Source organism: Lacticaseibacillus pantheris DSM 15945 = JCM 12539 = NBRC 106106 (assembly GCF_001591865.1).
Classification (GTDB): Bacteria; Bacillota; Bacilli; order Lactobacillales; family Lactobacillaceae; genus Lacticaseibacillus; species Lacticaseibacillus pantheris.
In genome coordinates this window covers 1-17,452 of record NZ_BCVS01000048.1, presented here as the reverse complement: position 1 = coordinate 17,452, position 17,452 = coordinate 1, and the positions used below count along the sequence as shown (strand labels likewise).

At 56.0% G+C, this 17,452-nt stretch carries 16 protein-coding genes; 9 read left to right on the top strand and 7 right to left on the bottom strand.

What is annotated here, in order from left to right; all coding sequences use genetic code 11:
- The first annotated feature begins 226 nt into the window (after positions 1-226).
- Positions 227-2,056 carry a heavy metal translocating P-type ATPase gene (locus LPA02S_RS06540; protein ID WP_056957113.1) on the top strand — a complete coding sequence of 610 codons (1,830 nt, stop codon included), beginning with the start codon at positions 227-229 and terminating at the stop codon, positions 2,054-2,056.
- Positions 2,057-2,783: 727 nt separating this feature from the next.
- On the opposite strand, the gene LPA02S_RS06535 is transcribed toward LPA02S_RS06540, so the two are convergent.
- Together LPA02S_RS06535 and LPA02S_RS06530 are read right to left on the bottom strand one after the other, a co-directional pair.
- On the bottom strand, positions 2,784-2,969 hold the full coding sequence (locus LPA02S_RS06535; RefSeq protein ID WP_054651417.1) for a hypothetical protein: 186 nt from the start codon (positions 2,967-2,969) through the stop codon (positions 2,784-2,786).
- A gap of 52 nt (positions 2,970-3,021) precedes the next feature.
- Complete coding sequence (locus LPA02S_RS06530; protein ID WP_082607966.1) at positions 3,022-3,606, bottom strand: TetR/AcrR family transcriptional regulator; 585 nt, start codon at positions 3,604-3,606, stop codon at positions 3,022-3,024.
- A 117-nt stretch (positions 3,607-3,723) separates the two neighbouring features.
- Between LPA02S_RS06530 and LPA02S_RS06525 the strand changes: the two genes are divergently transcribed.
- Positions 3,724-4,656 (top strand): SDR family oxidoreductase, encoded by a 933-nt coding sequence (locus LPA02S_RS06525; protein ID WP_056957082.1) that lies wholly within the window; start codon positions 3,724-3,726, stop codon positions 4,654-4,656.
- A gap of 297 nt (positions 4,657-4,953) precedes the next feature.
- Positions 4,954-5,760, top strand: coding sequence for a tyrosine-protein phosphatase (locus tag LPA02S_RS06520; protein ID WP_056957081.1), 807 nt, complete (start codon positions 4,954-4,956; stop codon positions 5,758-5,760).
- Between the two features lie 89 nt (positions 5,761-5,849).
- Here the strand turns inward: LPA02S_RS06520 and LPA02S_RS06515 are convergent, their stop codons facing one another.
- From LPA02S_RS06515 to LPA02S_RS06500, 4 genes are all read right to left on the bottom strand, one after another.
- Positions 5,850-7,637: a glycerophosphoryl diester phosphodiesterase membrane domain-containing protein gene (locus LPA02S_RS06515; protein WP_056957080.1), complete on the bottom strand. Its 1,788-nt coding sequence runs from the start codon at positions 7,635-7,637 to the stop codon at positions 5,850-5,852.
- Positions 7,638-7,740: 103 nt separating this feature from the next.
- Positions 7,741-8,085, bottom strand: a complete 345-nt coding sequence (locus LPA02S_RS06510; protein ID WP_225350359.1) for a GIY-YIG nuclease family protein — start codon at positions 8,083-8,085, stop codon at positions 7,741-7,743.
- Positions 8,078-8,791 carry a DUF2087 domain-containing protein gene (locus LPA02S_RS06505; protein WP_054651405.1) on the bottom strand — a complete coding sequence of 238 codons (714 nt, stop codon included), beginning with the start codon at positions 8,789-8,791 and terminating at the stop codon, positions 8,078-8,080. The genes LPA02S_RS06510 and LPA02S_RS06505 overlap by 8 nt, the downstream gene beginning before the upstream one ends.
- A 223-nt stretch (positions 8,792-9,014) precedes the next feature.
- On the bottom strand, positions 9,015-9,551 hold the full coding sequence (locus LPA02S_RS06500) for a phenolic acid decarboxylase (RefSeq protein WP_054651419.1): 537 nt from the start codon (positions 9,549-9,551) through the stop codon (positions 9,015-9,017).
- 127 nt (positions 9,552-9,678) lie between these two features.
- On the opposite strand from LPA02S_RS06500, the gene LPA02S_RS06495 reads away from it, so the two are divergent.
- From LPA02S_RS06495 to LPA02S_RS06475, 5 genes are all read left to right on the top strand, one after another.
- Positions 9,679-10,227 carry a PadR family transcriptional regulator gene (locus LPA02S_RS06495; protein ID WP_054651403.1) on the top strand — a complete coding sequence of 183 codons (549 nt, stop codon included), beginning with the start codon at positions 9,679-9,681 and terminating at the stop codon, positions 10,225-10,227.
- 168 nt (positions 10,228-10,395) lie between these two features.
- A complete protein-coding gene (locus LPA02S_RS06490) occupies positions 10,396-10,923 on the top strand; it encodes an O-acetyl-ADP-ribose deacetylase (RefSeq protein ID WP_054651401.1) in 528 nt (175 codons plus the stop codon).
- 857 nt (positions 10,924-11,780) lie between these two features.
- Positions 11,781-12,977, top strand: a complete 1,197-nt coding sequence (locus LPA02S_RS06485; protein WP_056957079.1) for a metal-dependent hydrolase family protein — start codon at positions 11,781-11,783, stop codon at positions 12,975-12,977.
- A gap of 76 nt (positions 12,978-13,053) precedes the next feature.
- On the top strand, positions 13,054-14,730 hold the full coding sequence (locus LPA02S_RS06480) for a peptide ABC transporter substrate-binding protein (protein ID WP_054651394.1): 1,677 nt from the start codon (positions 13,054-13,056) through the stop codon (positions 14,728-14,730).
- Between the two features lie 392 nt (positions 14,731-15,122).
- A complete protein-coding gene (locus LPA02S_RS06475) occupies positions 15,123-16,484 on the top strand; it encodes a M20/M25/M40 family metallo-hydrolase (protein WP_054651392.1) in 1,362 nt (453 codons plus the stop codon).
- Positions 16,485-16,597: 113 nt separating this feature from the next.
- Here the strand turns inward: LPA02S_RS06475 and LPA02S_RS06470 are convergent, their stop codons facing one another.
- The gene (locus LPA02S_RS06470; RefSeq protein WP_056957078.1) at positions 16,598-17,008 is read right to left on the bottom strand and encodes an iron-sulfur cluster biosynthesis family protein; all 411 of its coding nucleotides are present in this window, start codon (positions 17,006-17,008) and stop codon (positions 16,598-16,600) included.
- 225 nt (positions 17,009-17,233) lie between these two features.
- Between LPA02S_RS06470 and LPA02S_RS06465 the strand changes: the two genes are divergently transcribed.
- Positions 17,234-17,413, top strand: coding sequence for a ribbon-helix-helix domain-containing protein (locus LPA02S_RS06465; protein WP_054651390.1), 180 nt, complete (start codon positions 17,234-17,236; stop codon positions 17,411-17,413).
- The last annotated feature ends 39 nt before the right edge of the window (positions 17,414-17,452 follow it).

The window sequence follows — 17,452 nt, the reverse complement described above, 5'->3', positions numbered from 1 at the left end:
CACCACGGCACCGCCACCGGCCAGAACCGCCAACCGGAGCCACCGCACCAGTACAACCAGCCAATAGCAGCGGTCCACCAAGTCGTAGTACCCCGCAGCACCGCCACCAGCCAAAGCCGCCACTACGCCACAAAACTGTAGACGCGCAGCCAATAAAAGCGGTTGTTTTCCACAGCTGTTGCCTGTACAATGGAGGTAAGGACAAATGGGGAAGGGGCGATTAATTATGCGTGTATTCCGTACCTATTGGCGTCTGTGGATGGTACTCACAGTCGCACTGATTGCGGCGGTGGCCGAGTGGGGCCTTCACCTGCCTCACGTCGCGGTAATCGTAATCAACGTTGCCGGCCTAGCTTTGGCCGCACTGATGTTCTGGGATATGGTCCAGACTTTGCGTTCCGGGAAATTTGGTGTTGACCTCCTGGCCATCACGGCCGTGGTGGCGACCGTGGTCGTCGGTGAGTACTGGGCGGCTTTGATTGTGCTACTGATGCTGACGGGTGGTGACGCGCTCGAAGACTACGCCGCCCACAAAGCCAACTCTGAACTCCGCGACCTTCTGGCTAACACGCCGACCATGGCGCACCGCCAGGAGGGAGGAAAACTCGTCGACGTTGCCGCCGATGCAGTCAAAGTGGGCGACACCGTGGTCGTTCGTCCCGGCGAAGTGGTGCCCGTTGATGGCCGCGTTGTCGATGGTGATTCTTTGGTCGATGAGGCCAACATTACGGGTGAATCGCGCCCGGTTGCCAAAAGTGTGGACGCCCCGCTCATGTCGGGGACGGTCAACGGCGATGCCGCTTTGACCGTGCAGGTGACCAAAACGGCCGCCGATAGCCAGTACCAGAGTATCGTGCGGTTAGTGCAAGACGCGGCCAGTCAGCAGGCTCCCTTTGTGCGCCTCGCCGACCGCTACGCCGTGCCGTTTACCCTCGTGGCCTACGTTATTGCGGGGGTGGCCTGGTTCCTCTCAGGTGATCCGGTGCGGTTTGCCGAAGTGCTCGTGGTGGCGTCCCCATGTCCGTTGATTCTGGCGGCGCCAATTGCGCTGGTGTCGGGGATGAGCCGCACCAGCCGCAACGGGATTATCGTTAAGTCCGGGGCAGCGCTGGAAAAGCTGGCCTCGGCCCGCACCGTTGCGTTTGATAAGACGGGGACGGTGACCCGTGGCGACCTGCGCGTTGTGGCCGTCGAACCGGCAGTTGACGATGTTGACGACGCAACTTTGCTGTCCTGGGCAGCCTCGGCGGAACAGCACTCGGGGCATATTCTTGCGCGGGCGTTGGTGACCGCCGCGGAAGGCCACGAATTGTCAGCGTCAACCGACGTCTCGGAGGCCACGGGGCACGGGGTGACGGCGACTGTGGAAGGCAAAGTCGTGGCGGTCGGGCAGGCCGGCTTTGCCCACGCGACCAACGTGAGCGACCAAACGGCCGTCTACGTGTCCGTGGATGGACGTTACGTGGGGCGCATACTGTTTGCTGACACCATTCGGGCCGAGACGCCAGCGACCATGAAGCGGTTGCACGCGCTCGGAATTCACAACCTCATGATGATTTCGGGTGACCGGCAGCAGACCGCCGACGCTGTAGCCGACCAGGCGGGCATTGATACGGTGTACGCTCAACAGTTGCCGGCCGACAAAATTGCGGTGCTGAAGCAGGTGTCCCGTGATCAACGGCCGGTGGTGATGGTCGGCGACGGGGTGAATGACGCGCCGTCGTTGGCGGTAGCTGATGTCGGCATTGCCATGGGGGCGCGGGGAGCGACGGCGGCGAGTGAGTCGGCTGACGTGGTGTTGCTCCACGACGATCTTAGTCAGGTTGCGTCTGGGGTGCTAATTGCGCGCGACACGATGGCGATTGCGCGGGAGGCGGTTCTGATTGGTATTGGTATTTGTACGGTGTTGATGCTGATTGCTAGTTTCGGCGTAATTCCAGCCATCATCGGTGCCTTGTTCCAGGAAGTGGTGGACACGGTGACGATATTGTACGCGCTGCGGGCACGGCACGGACGCAAAGGTGCGGATGAACGCTTGGCAGAACACCTGGCGTAATTACTGGTGGAAAGATAGTAAAGCGGGCGAACACTTTTTGATGGTGTTCGCCCGCTTTATATTGTGGTACAAATCAGTCTAACCGTAAATTCATCTTGAGACGACGTGTGTTCACCAATGATGAACAAAGTGGGGTAATAGCTGACAAAAACCGCATTTTTTGTTCACAAATGGTTGCACTTTGCTGTGAATGAGGGCATAATATTAACGGTTGATGTGCGTGGGCTGCTGCTGAGCGCCGGCACACGCATGGGTGGGCATAAAACCTACATATAGAGTGCTGTTCGCGGTGTTGGCGCGGCGGTGCTCTTTTTTTGCTGCGCGGAGAGTTGGCGCTTCAGCGCTTACTCTCCGCCACTCGGAGCACCCGCGCAGCGAGTGCGAGAGACTGTGGCATTGACTGGTTTGATAGCAGTCAGAACGAGAGGAGCAGAAGCTAACCACTTACTGCTTTAGCGCTTAGAGCCCGCCACGAGGTACGCAGACCCTTATCGCTTTAGCGATTAGGGAATGCTACTGGCGCAGCCAGCCGGTGCCAGCGCCGCCGAGAGACTGTAGCATTGACTGGTTTAACCGAAGCCAGGACGAGAGCCGCAGCCCGACCCAAGCTTTAGAACTTAACCTACAATATCCAAAACCAAGGCCCGCACAACTATACGCAAAGTTGTGTGGGCCTTGGTTTACACTCAGATAATCACTAGCCAGCGCCATTACCTATCCGGCCCAGTTATTTGGTTACAAACCCAGCAATAAGTGCGCCCACCAATGCCGAAATAACGGCTGCCCCGACCGTCAAGACAATTTCCAACCAACCAGAGAAACCGAAGTGCTCCAAGCCCATGTACGCCCCAAAGACGCCCACGAACGTGACGATGCTAATAATGGTAGAACGTTGCTGTCGTTGCGATTGCATGATTAGCCCCCTTCACTAAACTTTACATTCTGCATCCATTTGGTATTCGTAATTACAGTTCTACGTTTGGCGCCGGCGTTGTGGCAATTGCAGCCCACAGGACGGGGAACAACTTTGCAAAGCTGGCCTGATCCTTCTGGGGGAGTTCCACGTTGCGGCGCACCGCCGCGAAGACGATGGTTACCAAAATATCCGCGGCGACTGGTCGGCACAGTCCCGCCGATTGGGCCTGCCGGATGAGATCCATGAGTGGTTCCGTGCGCGTGTTGCCGATGTGGGTGGTTGCCGGCGCGTCCGGGAGGCGCTTGATTTGTTCCAGCAACAGCATGTCCGTCGGCGCTGCGACCGACCAGTCATACAGTCCGCGTAGGTACGCTTGTAGCCGCGCCGCCATCGGTTTCGTCTCGTCGGCAATGAGCGGACCATCAATGTATTGCGCACCAGCGGCTTGGGCGCGGTCAAAGACGGCCGCGAGGAGTGCGTCGCGGTCCTTGAAGTATATGTAGATGTTCGACTGCGCGATACCTACCGCACGGGCCACGCGGGCAGTGGACAATGCTCCCGCCCCGTCTTGGGCGATCAGCTGAGCCGCACAGTCTAAAATTAGTTGCTTTTTGGCCGGATCTTTTTTTCGCATACCGTAATTATCGCCCGGAGGATAGCCACACGTCAAGGTTGACAAAAGATAATACTATCTTTTATAATACGTACAACGTAAAAAGATAGCTCTATCCGTTTAAGGAGGAAATAACTGATGCAGATTACGGTTTTAGGTTCTTTAGGGCACATTGGGCAACACTTGGTACCGCGGTTAGTGCAGGACGGCCACAACGTGACGGTGGTCACTAGTAGTGAACGGCGTTTCCCCGCCATTCAGGCGTTAGGGGCAAAGCCGCTGGCGGGTGATATTGCGGATGCCACTTTTCTGACCACGGCATTTACCGGCGCGGACGCGGTGTTCACAATGTTGGCGGGCGGTGCGCTCAGTGATGATTTGATTGCGGCTGCTATCCAGCAGGCCAGCACTTTCCGAACGGCAATTGCGGCCGCCGGGGTGCACAACGTGGTGCAATTGAGCAGCGTGGGCGCGGATAAGGGCCCAGAAGTCGGTCCTTTGCACACGTATGGGTACGTGGAGCGCGAGATGCGGCGACTGGCAGGAGTGAACTTAGCGTTCGTACGGCCAGTGGGGTTCTGGGATAACCTGTTGACATTTATTCCGCAGATTCGCAATCAGCACGCCATGGCGGCCAACATCCCGGGGAGCACGCGCCGCGCGTGGGCCGCACCAGAAGACATTGCGACGACGGTGGCCGACCTGTTGGAACGGACGCCGGTGGGTACGACGACGCGGTACGTGGTCAGCGATTTTGCAAGTGGTGACCAGGTTGTGGCCGCGTTGCGCGCGGCATTGCGTATGCCTGACCTACAGTACGTAGAGCTCACGGACGACCAGTATCGTGACGGCGCTCTGGCAGCAGGTGTGCCCGACGCGCTGGTGACTGGCATGGTCACCATGGGTCAGGGACAGCGGCAGGCGTACCGGTTTTACGCGGATTTGGACGCGCACATGCCAGAACTGGGGACGCATGGGCTGAGTACCTTCGTTCCGCGGTTCGTAGCGGCGTACAACGGCAAAGGTGATGCGGGCAACGCGGCTCCGTTTGCGGGCGGACACACGCGTTAGCTCCGGGTGGTGGCTCTGGCCGGGGGTGTGTCGCGGTGAACTGCAACTTTGTGGACTGCTCCACGGTGCCCGCTACAGTGGCTGGTCGAACTGACGTGGCGGTTCCGGTTGAGCGGCTGGTTCCCGCGACCGGGTACGTGCCTCACGCTCACGCCCGTACCGGGCTACCGCGAATTGCCGTAGCCCGAGCAAAACCCGCTCGGTCTCAACAAACCTTAGTCACGACACCCTAAGCCGCTTGCATCCGCTTTCAATCGGACGGCAGTTATGCTAATGTGGGGTCACGAGGTGATGACATTGACAGCAGCAACTGCCCGCCACCAGCGGGCGCTGGATATCATGAGCTTAGAACGGGTGACCAACGCGCGGACGTACCACCACTTGCGGACGAACAGCGGCCGTTATTTACGGCCACATAAAATCATTCGGACCGGCCGCCTGTGGCAAGCAACGCCCCACGACATGCAACAACTGACTGCTTTGGGTGTGGGTGCGGTGGTTGATTTTAGGCAACCGGATGAGGCCGCAAAGGCGCCCGACGTCCCACTTGCCGGGGCGGCACGAGTGGCGGCTCCGATGGTGGTGGGTGACCTCAAAGGTGAGGCGCACGCATTGCGGACATACATTCAACACCACGATGATGCTCCGGAGCACATCCGTTTGGGCTACGAGGCCATGGTGGCGGACCCCACCATGCAGGCGTCCATGCGTGAGTTCTTGGTGACGGCGACCGCCACACCTGGAGCGGTGATGTTCCACTGTTCGGCCGGGAAGGACCGGACGGGGATGGCCGCGGCTTTGCTACTCGGCGCGCTGGGCGTTCCGCGGTCGCTGATTACGCGTGACTACCTCTACTCCAACGTGGAACACGAGCCCAACATCAATCAGGCGTTGGTTGAGTTTCAGCAGTTGGGTGCCACCCACCAGATGTTAACGGACATGCGGGCCGTCACCGGTGTGCGTGTGGACTATTTGGACACCGCGTTGGACTGGGTTGATGCCCATTACGGCAATGTCCGTAACTATGTCGGCGAGCTACTAGGCAACGGCGAGGCCGGGTTGGCGGCGCTGGACCGGGCGTTTTTGGTTGACGACAACCATTAAGACTAAATACAAAGCGGCCTGAGTCACCGGACTACTCCGACGGCTCAGGCCGTATTTTGGTGTGTGTAGAGGTTAGTGGTACCTGTGCTTTAGTCCACTTCACTCTGCGCCGAAATATTATCCAACGAGTTGCTGAAAAACTGCATGCGTTCGGCGTACGATGGGTGGTCGTCGTGCGTGCGGATGGTATTTTGCAGGAGGCTGAGGTTATCGGTAATGATGCCGTCAACACCGATGAACATCATCTGTTCCATACTGTCGGCGTCGTTAACGGTCCAGGCCCACACTGCTTGGTGATCGTCGTGTGCGGCATCCACAAAGACGTCGTCCAGGGTCGTTTCTTCAAAGGTGTATGCGTTGGCGTCGGTCTTCGGGAAGACGAGCACGTACGGGAGAATGAAACTGGCGTACAAATGCGGTACCCGGCGACGCAGACCGGTGATGACACCGTAATTCAGTGAGTGTACACGGTCGTGATGGGCGATAATACGCTGTGCGTACCGGTCAATAAAGTTGGTCAACATGGCACGACTGTCGTTTTTAGTGGTCTTAATTTCGACAATGAGCTTTTGTCCTCGTTTTTCCGCTGCGTCCATGTACTGGTTTAGGCTGACCAGGTGTGCGTGGTGGCCGTTTTCGTGTACCACGACCCGTTGCAACTGTTTAAGTGTGAGCTGTTTTGGTGTTTTGTTGATGCCGGCTAGTTGCTTAAGGTTTTCGTCGTGTAACACGATAAACTGGTTATCCTTAGTTTCGTGAACGTCAATTTCGATGTAGTCGGGATGTTCTTTAGCGGTACGTTCCATCGCGGGCAAAGTGTTTTGGACGCCGTTACCGTTATCCACCCCGCGGTGCGAAATGGCCAGTGGCTGCGAATCCAAGGCCCCTTTGAGGTAAACCGCGTTGAACAAGATTAGTAGCGCCAGGGCCAACACGCCGGTCACGCTAATGCCGGTGTAGAACCAGCCGCCATGGTGCCGTTTGACGGTGGCCTTGGTGGTGCTGGACAACTGGTCGGGCTCAATCAAAAACAATAGGAGCGCGATACTGCCCATGGCGCCCAACACGACTTTGCCAATAATCATCAACGCCATCGTGATGATGGCGGCGACGTACGCGTATTTTTGGTCGTCAAACCAGTTTTGGAGGCCAATCAGCCCTTCAGACCAAGCGTACGCGATGAGCCAGACGGTGATACCGAGCAAAGTCGCGCGGATGAAGAAGAACCACCAGCGTCCCCGGGTTTCGCGCCAACTTTGGCGGGCGGCTGCGCGCAGGTGCATCTCACCGAGAATGGCGTGGGGGAGGACCCGCAGCCAGCGGACGGCGAGGTACGTCATGACCAGGTAGATGCCGGCAACCGCGACGGCCAATGGTGGGCGTTCGAGCAGCCACGCGGTGATGAAGATCGGCACGCGCACCTTTGCCAGCAGGCTCGAACCAACGACCAGACCGGCGAGTGGGACGACGATGAGGCAGTAGGGGGCAAAGAAGACGAAGGAGGTCCAGCGCAGGTGGCGCAAATCGCTCCAGACGGCGCGGGCGATCTGTCGCCAGCCATAGTTTTCGTGGTGGTGGATGTTGTTGACCCCAGTGAGCAGAACTGCAAACTGTAGGTAGACCAGTGCGAGCAGCAGGATGCCAATTGCGAGCAATGCGATGGACGTGAACGGATGATTGACTATTACGCTCGGAGCGTTGGTCAAAGTTAAGTACGGCACCCCGCCGGCCACAAGGACTGCGCGGGTGACCCACCGGAGCGCGGGGATGATTAATAAGCTGATTAAAATACCAACAACGCCGCTAAGTACCAGGTAACTAATCCAGTGAGCCCAGAATTCGCGGAGGACGGCCGCGATGTAACGCAAAGAACGCATTTGATTGTCTCTCCCATCATGTTTATCCCACCATTTTAGCATTGATAACTATGGTTATGATAGGCGGTGGGGTGAACCGACGTTTTGGGGTTGTCCGTGAACCCTAACTCTTGTATTCCGGCTTGACCTCTTCCCGCCAGATGGCCAGTAAGTCTTTCAGTTCCGCCCGCATGTTGAGTACGTCGTCGGTCTTTTCTTTAAACAGTACCGAGTACGCGAAGGCGTCGGCCCCCATGGCGTCCCAGTCGCGTTGTAGCTCCGTGTCACCATATTTATGGTTGTTCAGGTTGACTTGATAGTAATCCCAGCGGCCCTTGATGTTCGGTACCGCCGCGATGAACCGTTTATGGTTACGTGTGTTTTCAATCTGAATGACGCCGTAGTAGGTCGGCGCCATTTTGTACGCCTGCACGAGCGCCTTGCGTTCGTCTTTACTCATATTATTCATTGAAAATCCTCCAATACTGGGTGCCGTCTGTCGTGCGGCTGATGAAGCCAAAGTCGATCAGCTCCCGCGTTAAGTAATTGTAATCAGCCCATACTGCCCCTAGCAGCTGGTTGAAGTCGGTCCGAGTGTAGACGCGCCCGGATTCTAGTATTAAGCACACCCGGTAGCAAACGGCCAGCCGCTGTTTTTCACGTCGGGGGAGGGCTTCAAGTTGCAACTGACCCTTGTCCGTGGAGAAATACTTAGCGATGATCCGTTGGTACTCGGCCTGGGTGATACTGATGTCGCGGGTATACGGTGTTTGCGGTAAGCGGAGTAGGCTCGCATGTTCCGTGTCATCCCCAAAGGCCGACTGGAACTGGGCGAGGTAGAGGCGGGCCTGGTCTGCTTTGCTGCGGAAGGTGAAACGCTGGTGTCGCACCGTGCTGAGGCTGACGCTGAGGTTCGTGGCAATCTCGGCATCACTGTCGCCGCGCGCAAAGGCGGCCAGCAGGTCCCGTTGGCGTGCGGTGAGCGTGTTATTACGGTCAGAAGACGTCAGCAGCGCAGCGACCGGGCCACCGTGGATCTCCTCAAGGTGGCGAGCCATAACGTCCACGCTACGGGGGTGGGCAGCAACGGTGAACTTGCAGTAGTTACATAGTAGTTGGTCGTGGTTTTGGTGAAAACCACGTTGCCAGTCGGCGGTTGTGATCGTCGTATGCACTTAATCGTCTCCTTGTTGACGGATATCGTCAACAAAACTACCATTTGGGGTTGGCAAAGTCAAACAAACACTAATTTAATTTGAGCGTGGGGACGATTGCAGTGCTTAGATTGTCGCTCATTACGAACTAATTCCGCTCAATTTTGGCTCAGTAACGCAACGAATCCGTTAGTAAAAAAAAGCAAACAGGGTCACGACCATTGGTCGTGACCCTGAAGTGTATTTATTTACTTGCGTGCTTGTAGTCCTCGTCGTAGAACTTTCCAGCTCGGATATCGTCGGGCATTCCTTCATACGGTTCCTCGTTGATAACGTCAGCGTTGTCCTGGCCGGCGTCACCAATATAGGTAATTTGGGCGAATTCCGGCACTACCAGCTTGGGGTAAGTCTCGTATTTTTCGCGGGATTCTTCCATCAGGTCGATGTGCTCGTTCTGGTAGGTCACCGTGATTTCTGGGTGGTCCTGCACCCACTTAGGGAAGAAGATCGTGCCGTTAATGCGGTGGTCATTTGGCATGAAGTCGAGGGCGACGTCAGTCCCGGTTGGCTCCGTCCAGGCAATCTTGTAGATACCGGGTACCAGCATCACAATGTTGGCCTCCTGGCCCGTAACCCAGCGGCCGGCGACCATGCCGCCATGAATGCGGTAGTCCACGGTGTGGTCGTTGCGCGCGTACCATTCGTATTCCCAACCGTTGTCATAAGTGTAGATAAAGTGTGTCCCGAGGAAGTCGTCGAGGGTGGCAAACTTCTTGGTCATATTGTTGTGTTCAGTCATCATGAGCTCCTTTGAATAAGTAATTTTGAACGTGTAATAGTTTACATGTTTTTAGCAACTTGATTAATATATACTGGTCCCAAAGGGAAGTCAAGCGGAGGGCTGACAAATGGCACAAAAGAACATTTTGCAGTACATCATCTTGGGACTATTAGACCAGGAACCACGGACGGGATATGAACTAACACAGGATTTTGCCCACGAAATTGGTGAGTTTTGGCAAGCACAGCACAGCCAAATATACCCGCTGTTGGCGCGGATGGAGGAGCAAGGGCTGATTACGCATTCCGTGGAGGTTGCTGGGACTAAGTTAGAAAAGAAGCGCTACAGCATTACCACGGAGGGTCGATCCGCTTTGTCATCTTGGGTGGGAGCCCCTACACCGACGATGGCGACGACCAAGGACGAATTTGTGCTGAAACTCTACTTTGTTCAACGTGCAGACGATGCGCGGTTACCGGGGATGATTCGCGAACAGATTGCGATTCACCAAGAGTGGCTTGACCACCTGGAGGCGCGCCGGCAACTCCTCTTTGGCGACGAAAATGTGCCTCAAGACCAGTTTGGGCACTACTTGATTCTGGATCACGCCCTGACGCGGGAGCAGCAATACCTCAGTTGGTTGGATCAACAATTAACACAACTACCGCATAATTAAACAATGTTATCAATTTGACTAATCATAAGTATATACAGCTGCCGCAAAATCGGCCTAGGCCGCGGCATAACCATCATTACGGCTAAGTTACAAATGGCACAATGCTATTGGATATATCCCCTGAAGGCGTTATTATAAAATTAACAATAACAAAAGGGGGCCACCACCATGAAAATATATGTTGATGTTGTCCGTGGTGACATTACAAAGAGTCGTAGTGACGCAATTGTCAATGCGGCCAATCCTTCGCTCCTCGGCGGTGGTGGCGTTGATGGTGCCATTCACCGTGCGGCTGGCCCCCGATTGCAGGAGGCATGTCGGCGACTGAATGGGTGTATGGTTGGTGACGCGAAGATTACGCCAGGCTTCAACCTGCGAGCATCGTACATCGTCCACACGGCCGGACCCGTCTGGCAGGGCGGCGGAAACGGCGAGAGTGAGTTGTTGGCCGATAGTTACCGTAACAGCCTGTTGGTAGCGGACGCGCACCGGTGCCGTACCGTGGACTTTCCGTCCATCAGCACGGGTGTGTACGGTTTCCCATTATTCAAAGCTGCGCCGATTGCCGTACGTACGCTGATGAGTACGATGCGTGAATGTGATTATGTTCGCCGCGTCCGGATCGTCGCCTTTGATGCGGACACGTACCAGACATTCGCGGCGGCCATTGCTGCCAACGCCGAGATGGCAGTTTAGTCGGGAGTATTATTGAGCCACAACCAGTCACGCTGGTTGTGGCTATTTGTTTGGGTGACAAGTCTAGCAATACGAGTGTTATTGAATTTACCATGATGTTACGGAGTTTTGTGACCGCATAGTATGGGGGGCTAATTCCGTGGTTAAAGGGTTTATGGCGGTCTTACTCGTGCAGTACAAATGCGGGTAGTGAGGGAAACGGCACGGGCTAAATTACCGTTTTATTAATATCAAATGTGAAAAAGGTGTTGACGTTCCTCACCGTTTTGCTATATGCTGGAGCCATCCTCAAGCACGAGGAAATTCTTCCACAGCGAAAGGGGCAACCACTCATGACTAAAATTAACGTCGTCATTATTCCGGTGATTATTAGCATTAACGTTGTCCCACACGCTGATGCAGTAATTGGATAATTGTTAGCGGCAGTTACATGGGACGCTGCCGTGAAGCTAACGGTTATCCTCCGGGGTTATTAACCCGGCGCAAAGGGTGCGACCAACACGCATCCGTGGAGGAATAGCCATGATGAACCAAAACGTTGAACGCTTAGAAGCAATCCAGATACCCGTAACCACGATGGGACCAACGGCGATTATTATGCCGATTGGGATCATTCGTTAGTTGCGGGTTTTATTGTCCCCGGGAATCCGCGGGACTAAATAACATGGACCAATGCTTTTAAGCCGACTCGACGTCTGATAACGTAACGGGGCCGGCGCTCTATACACTTAATTAGTGTATAGGCGTCGTTTTTTATACCCACAAACACGACAACGCGGGGGATCTGAAGGAATTAATCGGACCGCGACACATATTGCAACGGGTAGCGCCACAACTTTGAAAGCGAGGAAAATAACATGACCACAACACTTTATAGCAACCTAGCACTCTTTGACGGCTTACACGATGGCTTCACCCCAGACAGTTGGTTCACGGTAGACGACGCGACGGGCAAAGTCGCAGCCACCGGGACCGGCGCCACTCCGGCAGCCGACCGCACGGTGGATTGCGCCGGTCAGTACGTTATGCCCGGCATGATGAACTGCCACGTCCATTTGGGGAGCAACGCGCACCAGCTCGCGGCGAGCGAGCGCAGCGAGACCGAAACCACTTTGCTCGCCCTACAAAACCTCTCCGACCTGGTCCATTCCGGCGTGACGTACGTGCGGAACCTGTCTTCCAACTACGACGTCGACGTTAAGTTACGTGACGCTCAGGCCGAGTACGGATTCCCGGCGCCGCACGTGGTTGCATCCGGCCGCGCAATGAGTGCAACGGGTGGCCATGGTGACAGCCCGCACCACACGGGTAACGAATCCTACCTGGTCGATTCGCCCGATGAGATGCGGCACGCGGTGCGCCAGGCGTTCAAGAATGGCGCGGATGTCATCAAGGTGATGGCGACTGGCGGAGTGATGTCGGTGGCCGACAGCCCGCTGGATGCAGAGTTCACGCAAGAGGAGTTGGCGGTAGCCACCCGCGAAGCGCACGCCCGCCGACGCAAAGTCGCGGCACACGCACAGGGTACTGCGGGTATCCGGCTAGCATTGGAGGCCGGTGTAGATTCCGTCGAACACGGTATCTTTTTGGATGAGGATGAGGCCGAATTCATGAAGGCTCATCAGGTGTACTTGGTGCCGACGTTGAACGCGGTGCAGGGGATCGTTGATCACGGTGAGGGTAAGATTCCTGACTACATGGTGCGGAAGGCAAGCGACTTTGCCCAGGCGTTCTTTAAGAACATGAAATTGGCGGTGCAACGCGGAGTACCGTTTGCAACGGGTACTGATGCGGGGACGCCGTTCAACGACTTTGCGACCGGCTATTGGGATGAGCTGCACCTGCTGGTGAACAAAGTGGGGATGGCACCTCAGGACGTGCTGTACGCGGCTACGCGGAACTCGGCAGACCTGTTGGGGGTCAGCGAAGAGTACGGCGCACTGGCCGCGGGTAAGTACGCGGACTTCCTGGTGTTGAAGGCCAACCCGCTGGATGACGTGGACGCGGTGCGGCAGGCTGACAAGGGCGTTTATCTTGGTGGCAAGCGGGTATAAATGCCACATTTGATTGGGCTAACGGGCGCGTAAGTGACGTCCGCGTACATAACGTGACTACTGGGAGGCAATTATCATGAAGAATGCGAATCGTAATAAGCAAAGTTGGCCGGCAAGAGTCGGCGTGCTGGCAGCGACGGCGGCCTCGGTGCTGCTGTTAGCTGCCTGTGGAAGTAAAGCCAGCGCGGCCAGCACCAAGTCCATCACGGTGTCCATTCCGAGTCAGCTGGAGACTTTGGATCCCGCACAGGCTAGTGACACCTCCAGCGGTGAAGTTTTGAACAACGTTGAGGAGGGGCTGCTGACGGTTGGCAAGAACAACAAGAAGGAGCCGGGGATTGCTAAATCCTGGACTACATCTAAGGACGGCATGACGTACACCTTTACTTTGCGGCACAACGCGAAGTGGGCGGACGGCAAGCCGGTGACTGCCAACGACTTTGTCTACGCCTGGCAACGGAACGTAGATCCCAAAACCAAGGCGGTCAACGCCTACCGGTACTCCGGTATTGTGAATGCGGACGCCATCAATAGCGGCAAAAAGGCCGTATCGACGTTAGGCGTTAAGGCTGAGGGCGACTACAAGTTTGTTGTGCACTTGGAGCATCCGATGGCCACGTTCCTGACTTTGATGTCGAACGCCGAGTTTATGCCCGTGGAGAAGAGCGCGGTGACGAAGAACGGCAGTAAGTTTGGTACCAACGCAACGAAGACGAGCTACGACGGGCCGTACACGGTGAAGAGTTGGAACGGGACGAACGACTCGTGGACGCTGGTGAAGAACAAAAACTATTGGAACAAGCAGAACATTCATCTGGACAAAGTTACGTACCAGGTGGTGAAGACGACCTCAACGGGGTTGAACATGTTTGAGGCGGGTCAGTTGGACCAGACGGAGCTGTCTGGCAACGAGGTCAAGAACGAGAAGAACAACAAGGCGTTTAAGCAGGTGCTATCGGGTATTGGCACCTACGTGGTCACTAACGAGAAGGCTCCAAGCACGGATGCGCTGAAGAAGGCGTTCAACAACGTCTACATTCGGAAGGCGCTCTCGTTATCGATCGACCGGAAGACCTTTACGCAGGACACGCTGGCGGACGGATCGCAGGCATCGCTGGGCTTTGTCTCTCGGGACTTGGGGAAGAGTCCGACCGACGGCACCGACTTTGCAAAGGATGCGTACGTCAAGAACGACGACGCCAACAGTGGGGTGAGTTACAACCAGAAGCTGGCGCAGGAGTATTGGGATAAAGGGTTGAAGCAGTTGGGTATGACGGGGATGAGTTTTAACCTTACGGTGGACGAGGACGACCAGTGGGATTCGATTGCACAGTACCTCGACGAGACCTGGACGAAGAACTTGAAGGGCTTGAAGGTGACGGTAAAGAAGGTCCCCAAGGCGACGCGAGTGAAGGACCTACTGGGTAGCGACTTTGACGTCATCCTGACGAGTTGGAGCGCAGATTACGACCCGACGACGTTCTTGGACATGATGGTGACGGGTAACTCGTACAACTTTGGCGGTTGGAGCAATTCGGAGTATGACAGCCTGATGAATACGGCGAACACGACGGCCGACGCAAAGGCACGGTGGCAGGCGATGGTTAAGGCTGAGCAACTGCTGATGAAGGAGCAGGGCGTCATTCCGCTGTATCAGGACGCAACGAACTATCTACGGAACACGAAGTTGACGGGTGTGGTAGACAACGCGGCTGGTGGAAATCCGGGATGGAGAGGGGTGAACTTGAGGTAGAGGGTGGAGCAAGGCGCTTAGAAAGCAGAGCATAAGGCACTCAGACCGAAAGGCCCGGGTTTGGCCTTTTGGTTTGAGTGCCTTATGCGTCGCTTTCTGCCTTGCGCAACCCGTTTAGAGGGTGGAGCCCCGCGGTTAGAAACTGGAGCGTAACTTGCTACGGCGGTGAAGCCCGGGTTTGGCTTCATTGCCGTAGCGGGTTACGTGCAAGTTTCTGCGGGGGTGCAACCCGTTTCAATAAGAACGAGTACCGCGGGAGCGTAGTAGTATTTCCCGACCAGGTAGCGGTGAAGCACAATCCCTCTACCATAGCGGGTTTAAGCGCTCACTCCCGTAACTTTCACCAGCATAAATTCACGATCCATACAATACAAAAAACGGAGGATACACCCATGCCAAACACACAAACCACCACGGAACGTGCTGCCGTTGAGCAGTTCGCCCGCGACTACTTTGATCACTTAGCACCATATGTCCGCCTGGAAAGCGTCTCCGCGCAGCATCGCGGAATTCAGGACACCGCGGACTGGTTGCAACAGACTTTTCGTGAACTCGGGGCGTCTTACGCCACGCAATGGAACGAACCGGGTGGGAATCCGGCCGTCTTTGCCCAATTCAAAGGTGCCAGTGACCACACCATCCTGTTTTATAACCATTATGATGTCCAGCCGCCCGAACCACTTGCGGAGTGGCACAGCGAACCGTTCGAGCCGACCTTCCTGGATGACGGGACCGTACGTGCCCGGGGGATTGGGGATGACAAGGGCGAGCTAATGTGTCGGTTGACGGCGGTTCGCTACCTCCAGGATCACGGCGGCTTGCCGTGTAACCTGAAGTTCGTAGTGGAGGGCGAGGAAGAAGTCGGCTCCGGCCACTTTGATGATTACGTTGCGCACCACGCTGATGACCTGGCGGCTGACGTTTGTGTTTGGGAAGGCGGCAGTAAGAACGAGCAGGAACACTTTACCGTCACCGGCGGGGTTAAGGGCATCCTGGCCTTTGACCTCAGCGTGCGGACTGCCGACGTGGACCTTCATTCTTCACTTGGCGCGTATGTGGATAACGCGGCGTGGCGGTTAATTGACGCCTTACATTCGCTACGAACGCCAGAGCGTCGACTGGCCGTTGATGGTTATTATGACTTAGTTGAAACGATGTCCGCTGGTACCCGGGCGGCGGTGGACCGCATGGACTTTGATGCGGACGGCCTGCGCGAACGCGCGGGGTTGCGGCAACCATTCTTACGCGACGACCCCAAACTTGCAAGCGTGAATGAGCCGTCTTTGACCGTCAACGGCTTTGAGTCCGGCTACACGGGCGACGGTGTAAAGACCGTCATTCCGCGGGAAGCGCACGCCAAGCTCGACTGTCGGCTGGCGCAAGGCCAGACCCCGCAGGCCTGCTTTGACCTCATCCGTGCGCAGCTCGACCGGAATGGTTTTCGCGACGTGGAGATGACCTTCCAACTGGGGGAGGACCCGTTCCGCTCCGATCTGGACGACCCGTACTTCGCGGCGGCGACCGATGTGGCCAAAGCTGTGTATGGGACCGATAACGTGCGTGTCGTACCCAACTCGGCCGGCGGCGGTCCGCAAGCGCCAGTAGCCGCGACTTTGGGCCTACCGATTGTGTCGGTTGGCTGCGGCTACTACGGCAGCGGGGCCCACGCGCCGAACGAGAGCCTGCGTGTACGCGACTATCAGCAGGGCGCCTGGTACATGGTGGAACTGATGCGCAGGATGGGTGCAAAGTAGGCACGACAATAAACAACAAGCCCACCGGCAAAGGGGTGCCGGTGGGCTTGCTGTTTCTATATTCTGTTGGGTATGTGCAACGGCGGGTGACCGACCGCCATTACTAGTTGTAGCTAAGCTCCGCAGATGTTGACACCCAAAGCCTGCATCTGCTGACGTAGTTCCTCTGTATCTAGATCTTGTGGTACGTAGCGGGCGACGGTGACGTTACCATCGATAATGCCACTATCATCCCGTAATACTAGGGCAGCGTTCTTGTAATCAAGCGCCAGGCCGTTACCCAGATAGGTGCTCTCTTCGTCGCCGGTGGTTAACGCAAGGTTGGCGTTATTGTCCATCCCGATAGCGTAGTCGGCGTCGTCATCGTTCCGGAGTACTAGCTGAAAGCTACTCCCGATTGTACAGGTACCGCCGACCATCGAGTACTTACTGGACCCGTCGTCGAGAGCGAGAAACACGTTGTCCGTGTCCTGAATCTTATTGCGCAGGTAATCCTGTGCTGCTGGCTTAATGTTTATCCGCATCCTATCATCCTCCTTTGCGTGAGGGATCAGTTGGTTGCTTTCAAACTACACGTACATTATATACTAACCAAAAGTAAGCAGTCAACTTATCGAATGATAGGTTCAGTGGTGCAAAGTTGCGCCGGTAAACGCGGCTTTACGTTGTGGTTGTGTTAGAATAGATGCCGTTAGTAAGGTGTCTGTAGCTGAGACGCTACGTTCGCGTAGTAGAAGGGGTAAGACAATATGACTGAATCCACTGACATCAAAATTACGTTGCCCGCCGACGTGCTGGAGCAACTAACTAAGGAAACGCAAACCACGGGTGAGAGCAACTCGGACGTGGTGGCCCAGGCGCTCAAGGAGTACCTGTACACACAGAAACAGCAGCGCGAGTTCATCTTTGAGGATGACTGCAACGACTAAGTTAATTGAATAAGATGGAGGGTCACTCGCGATGAGGCG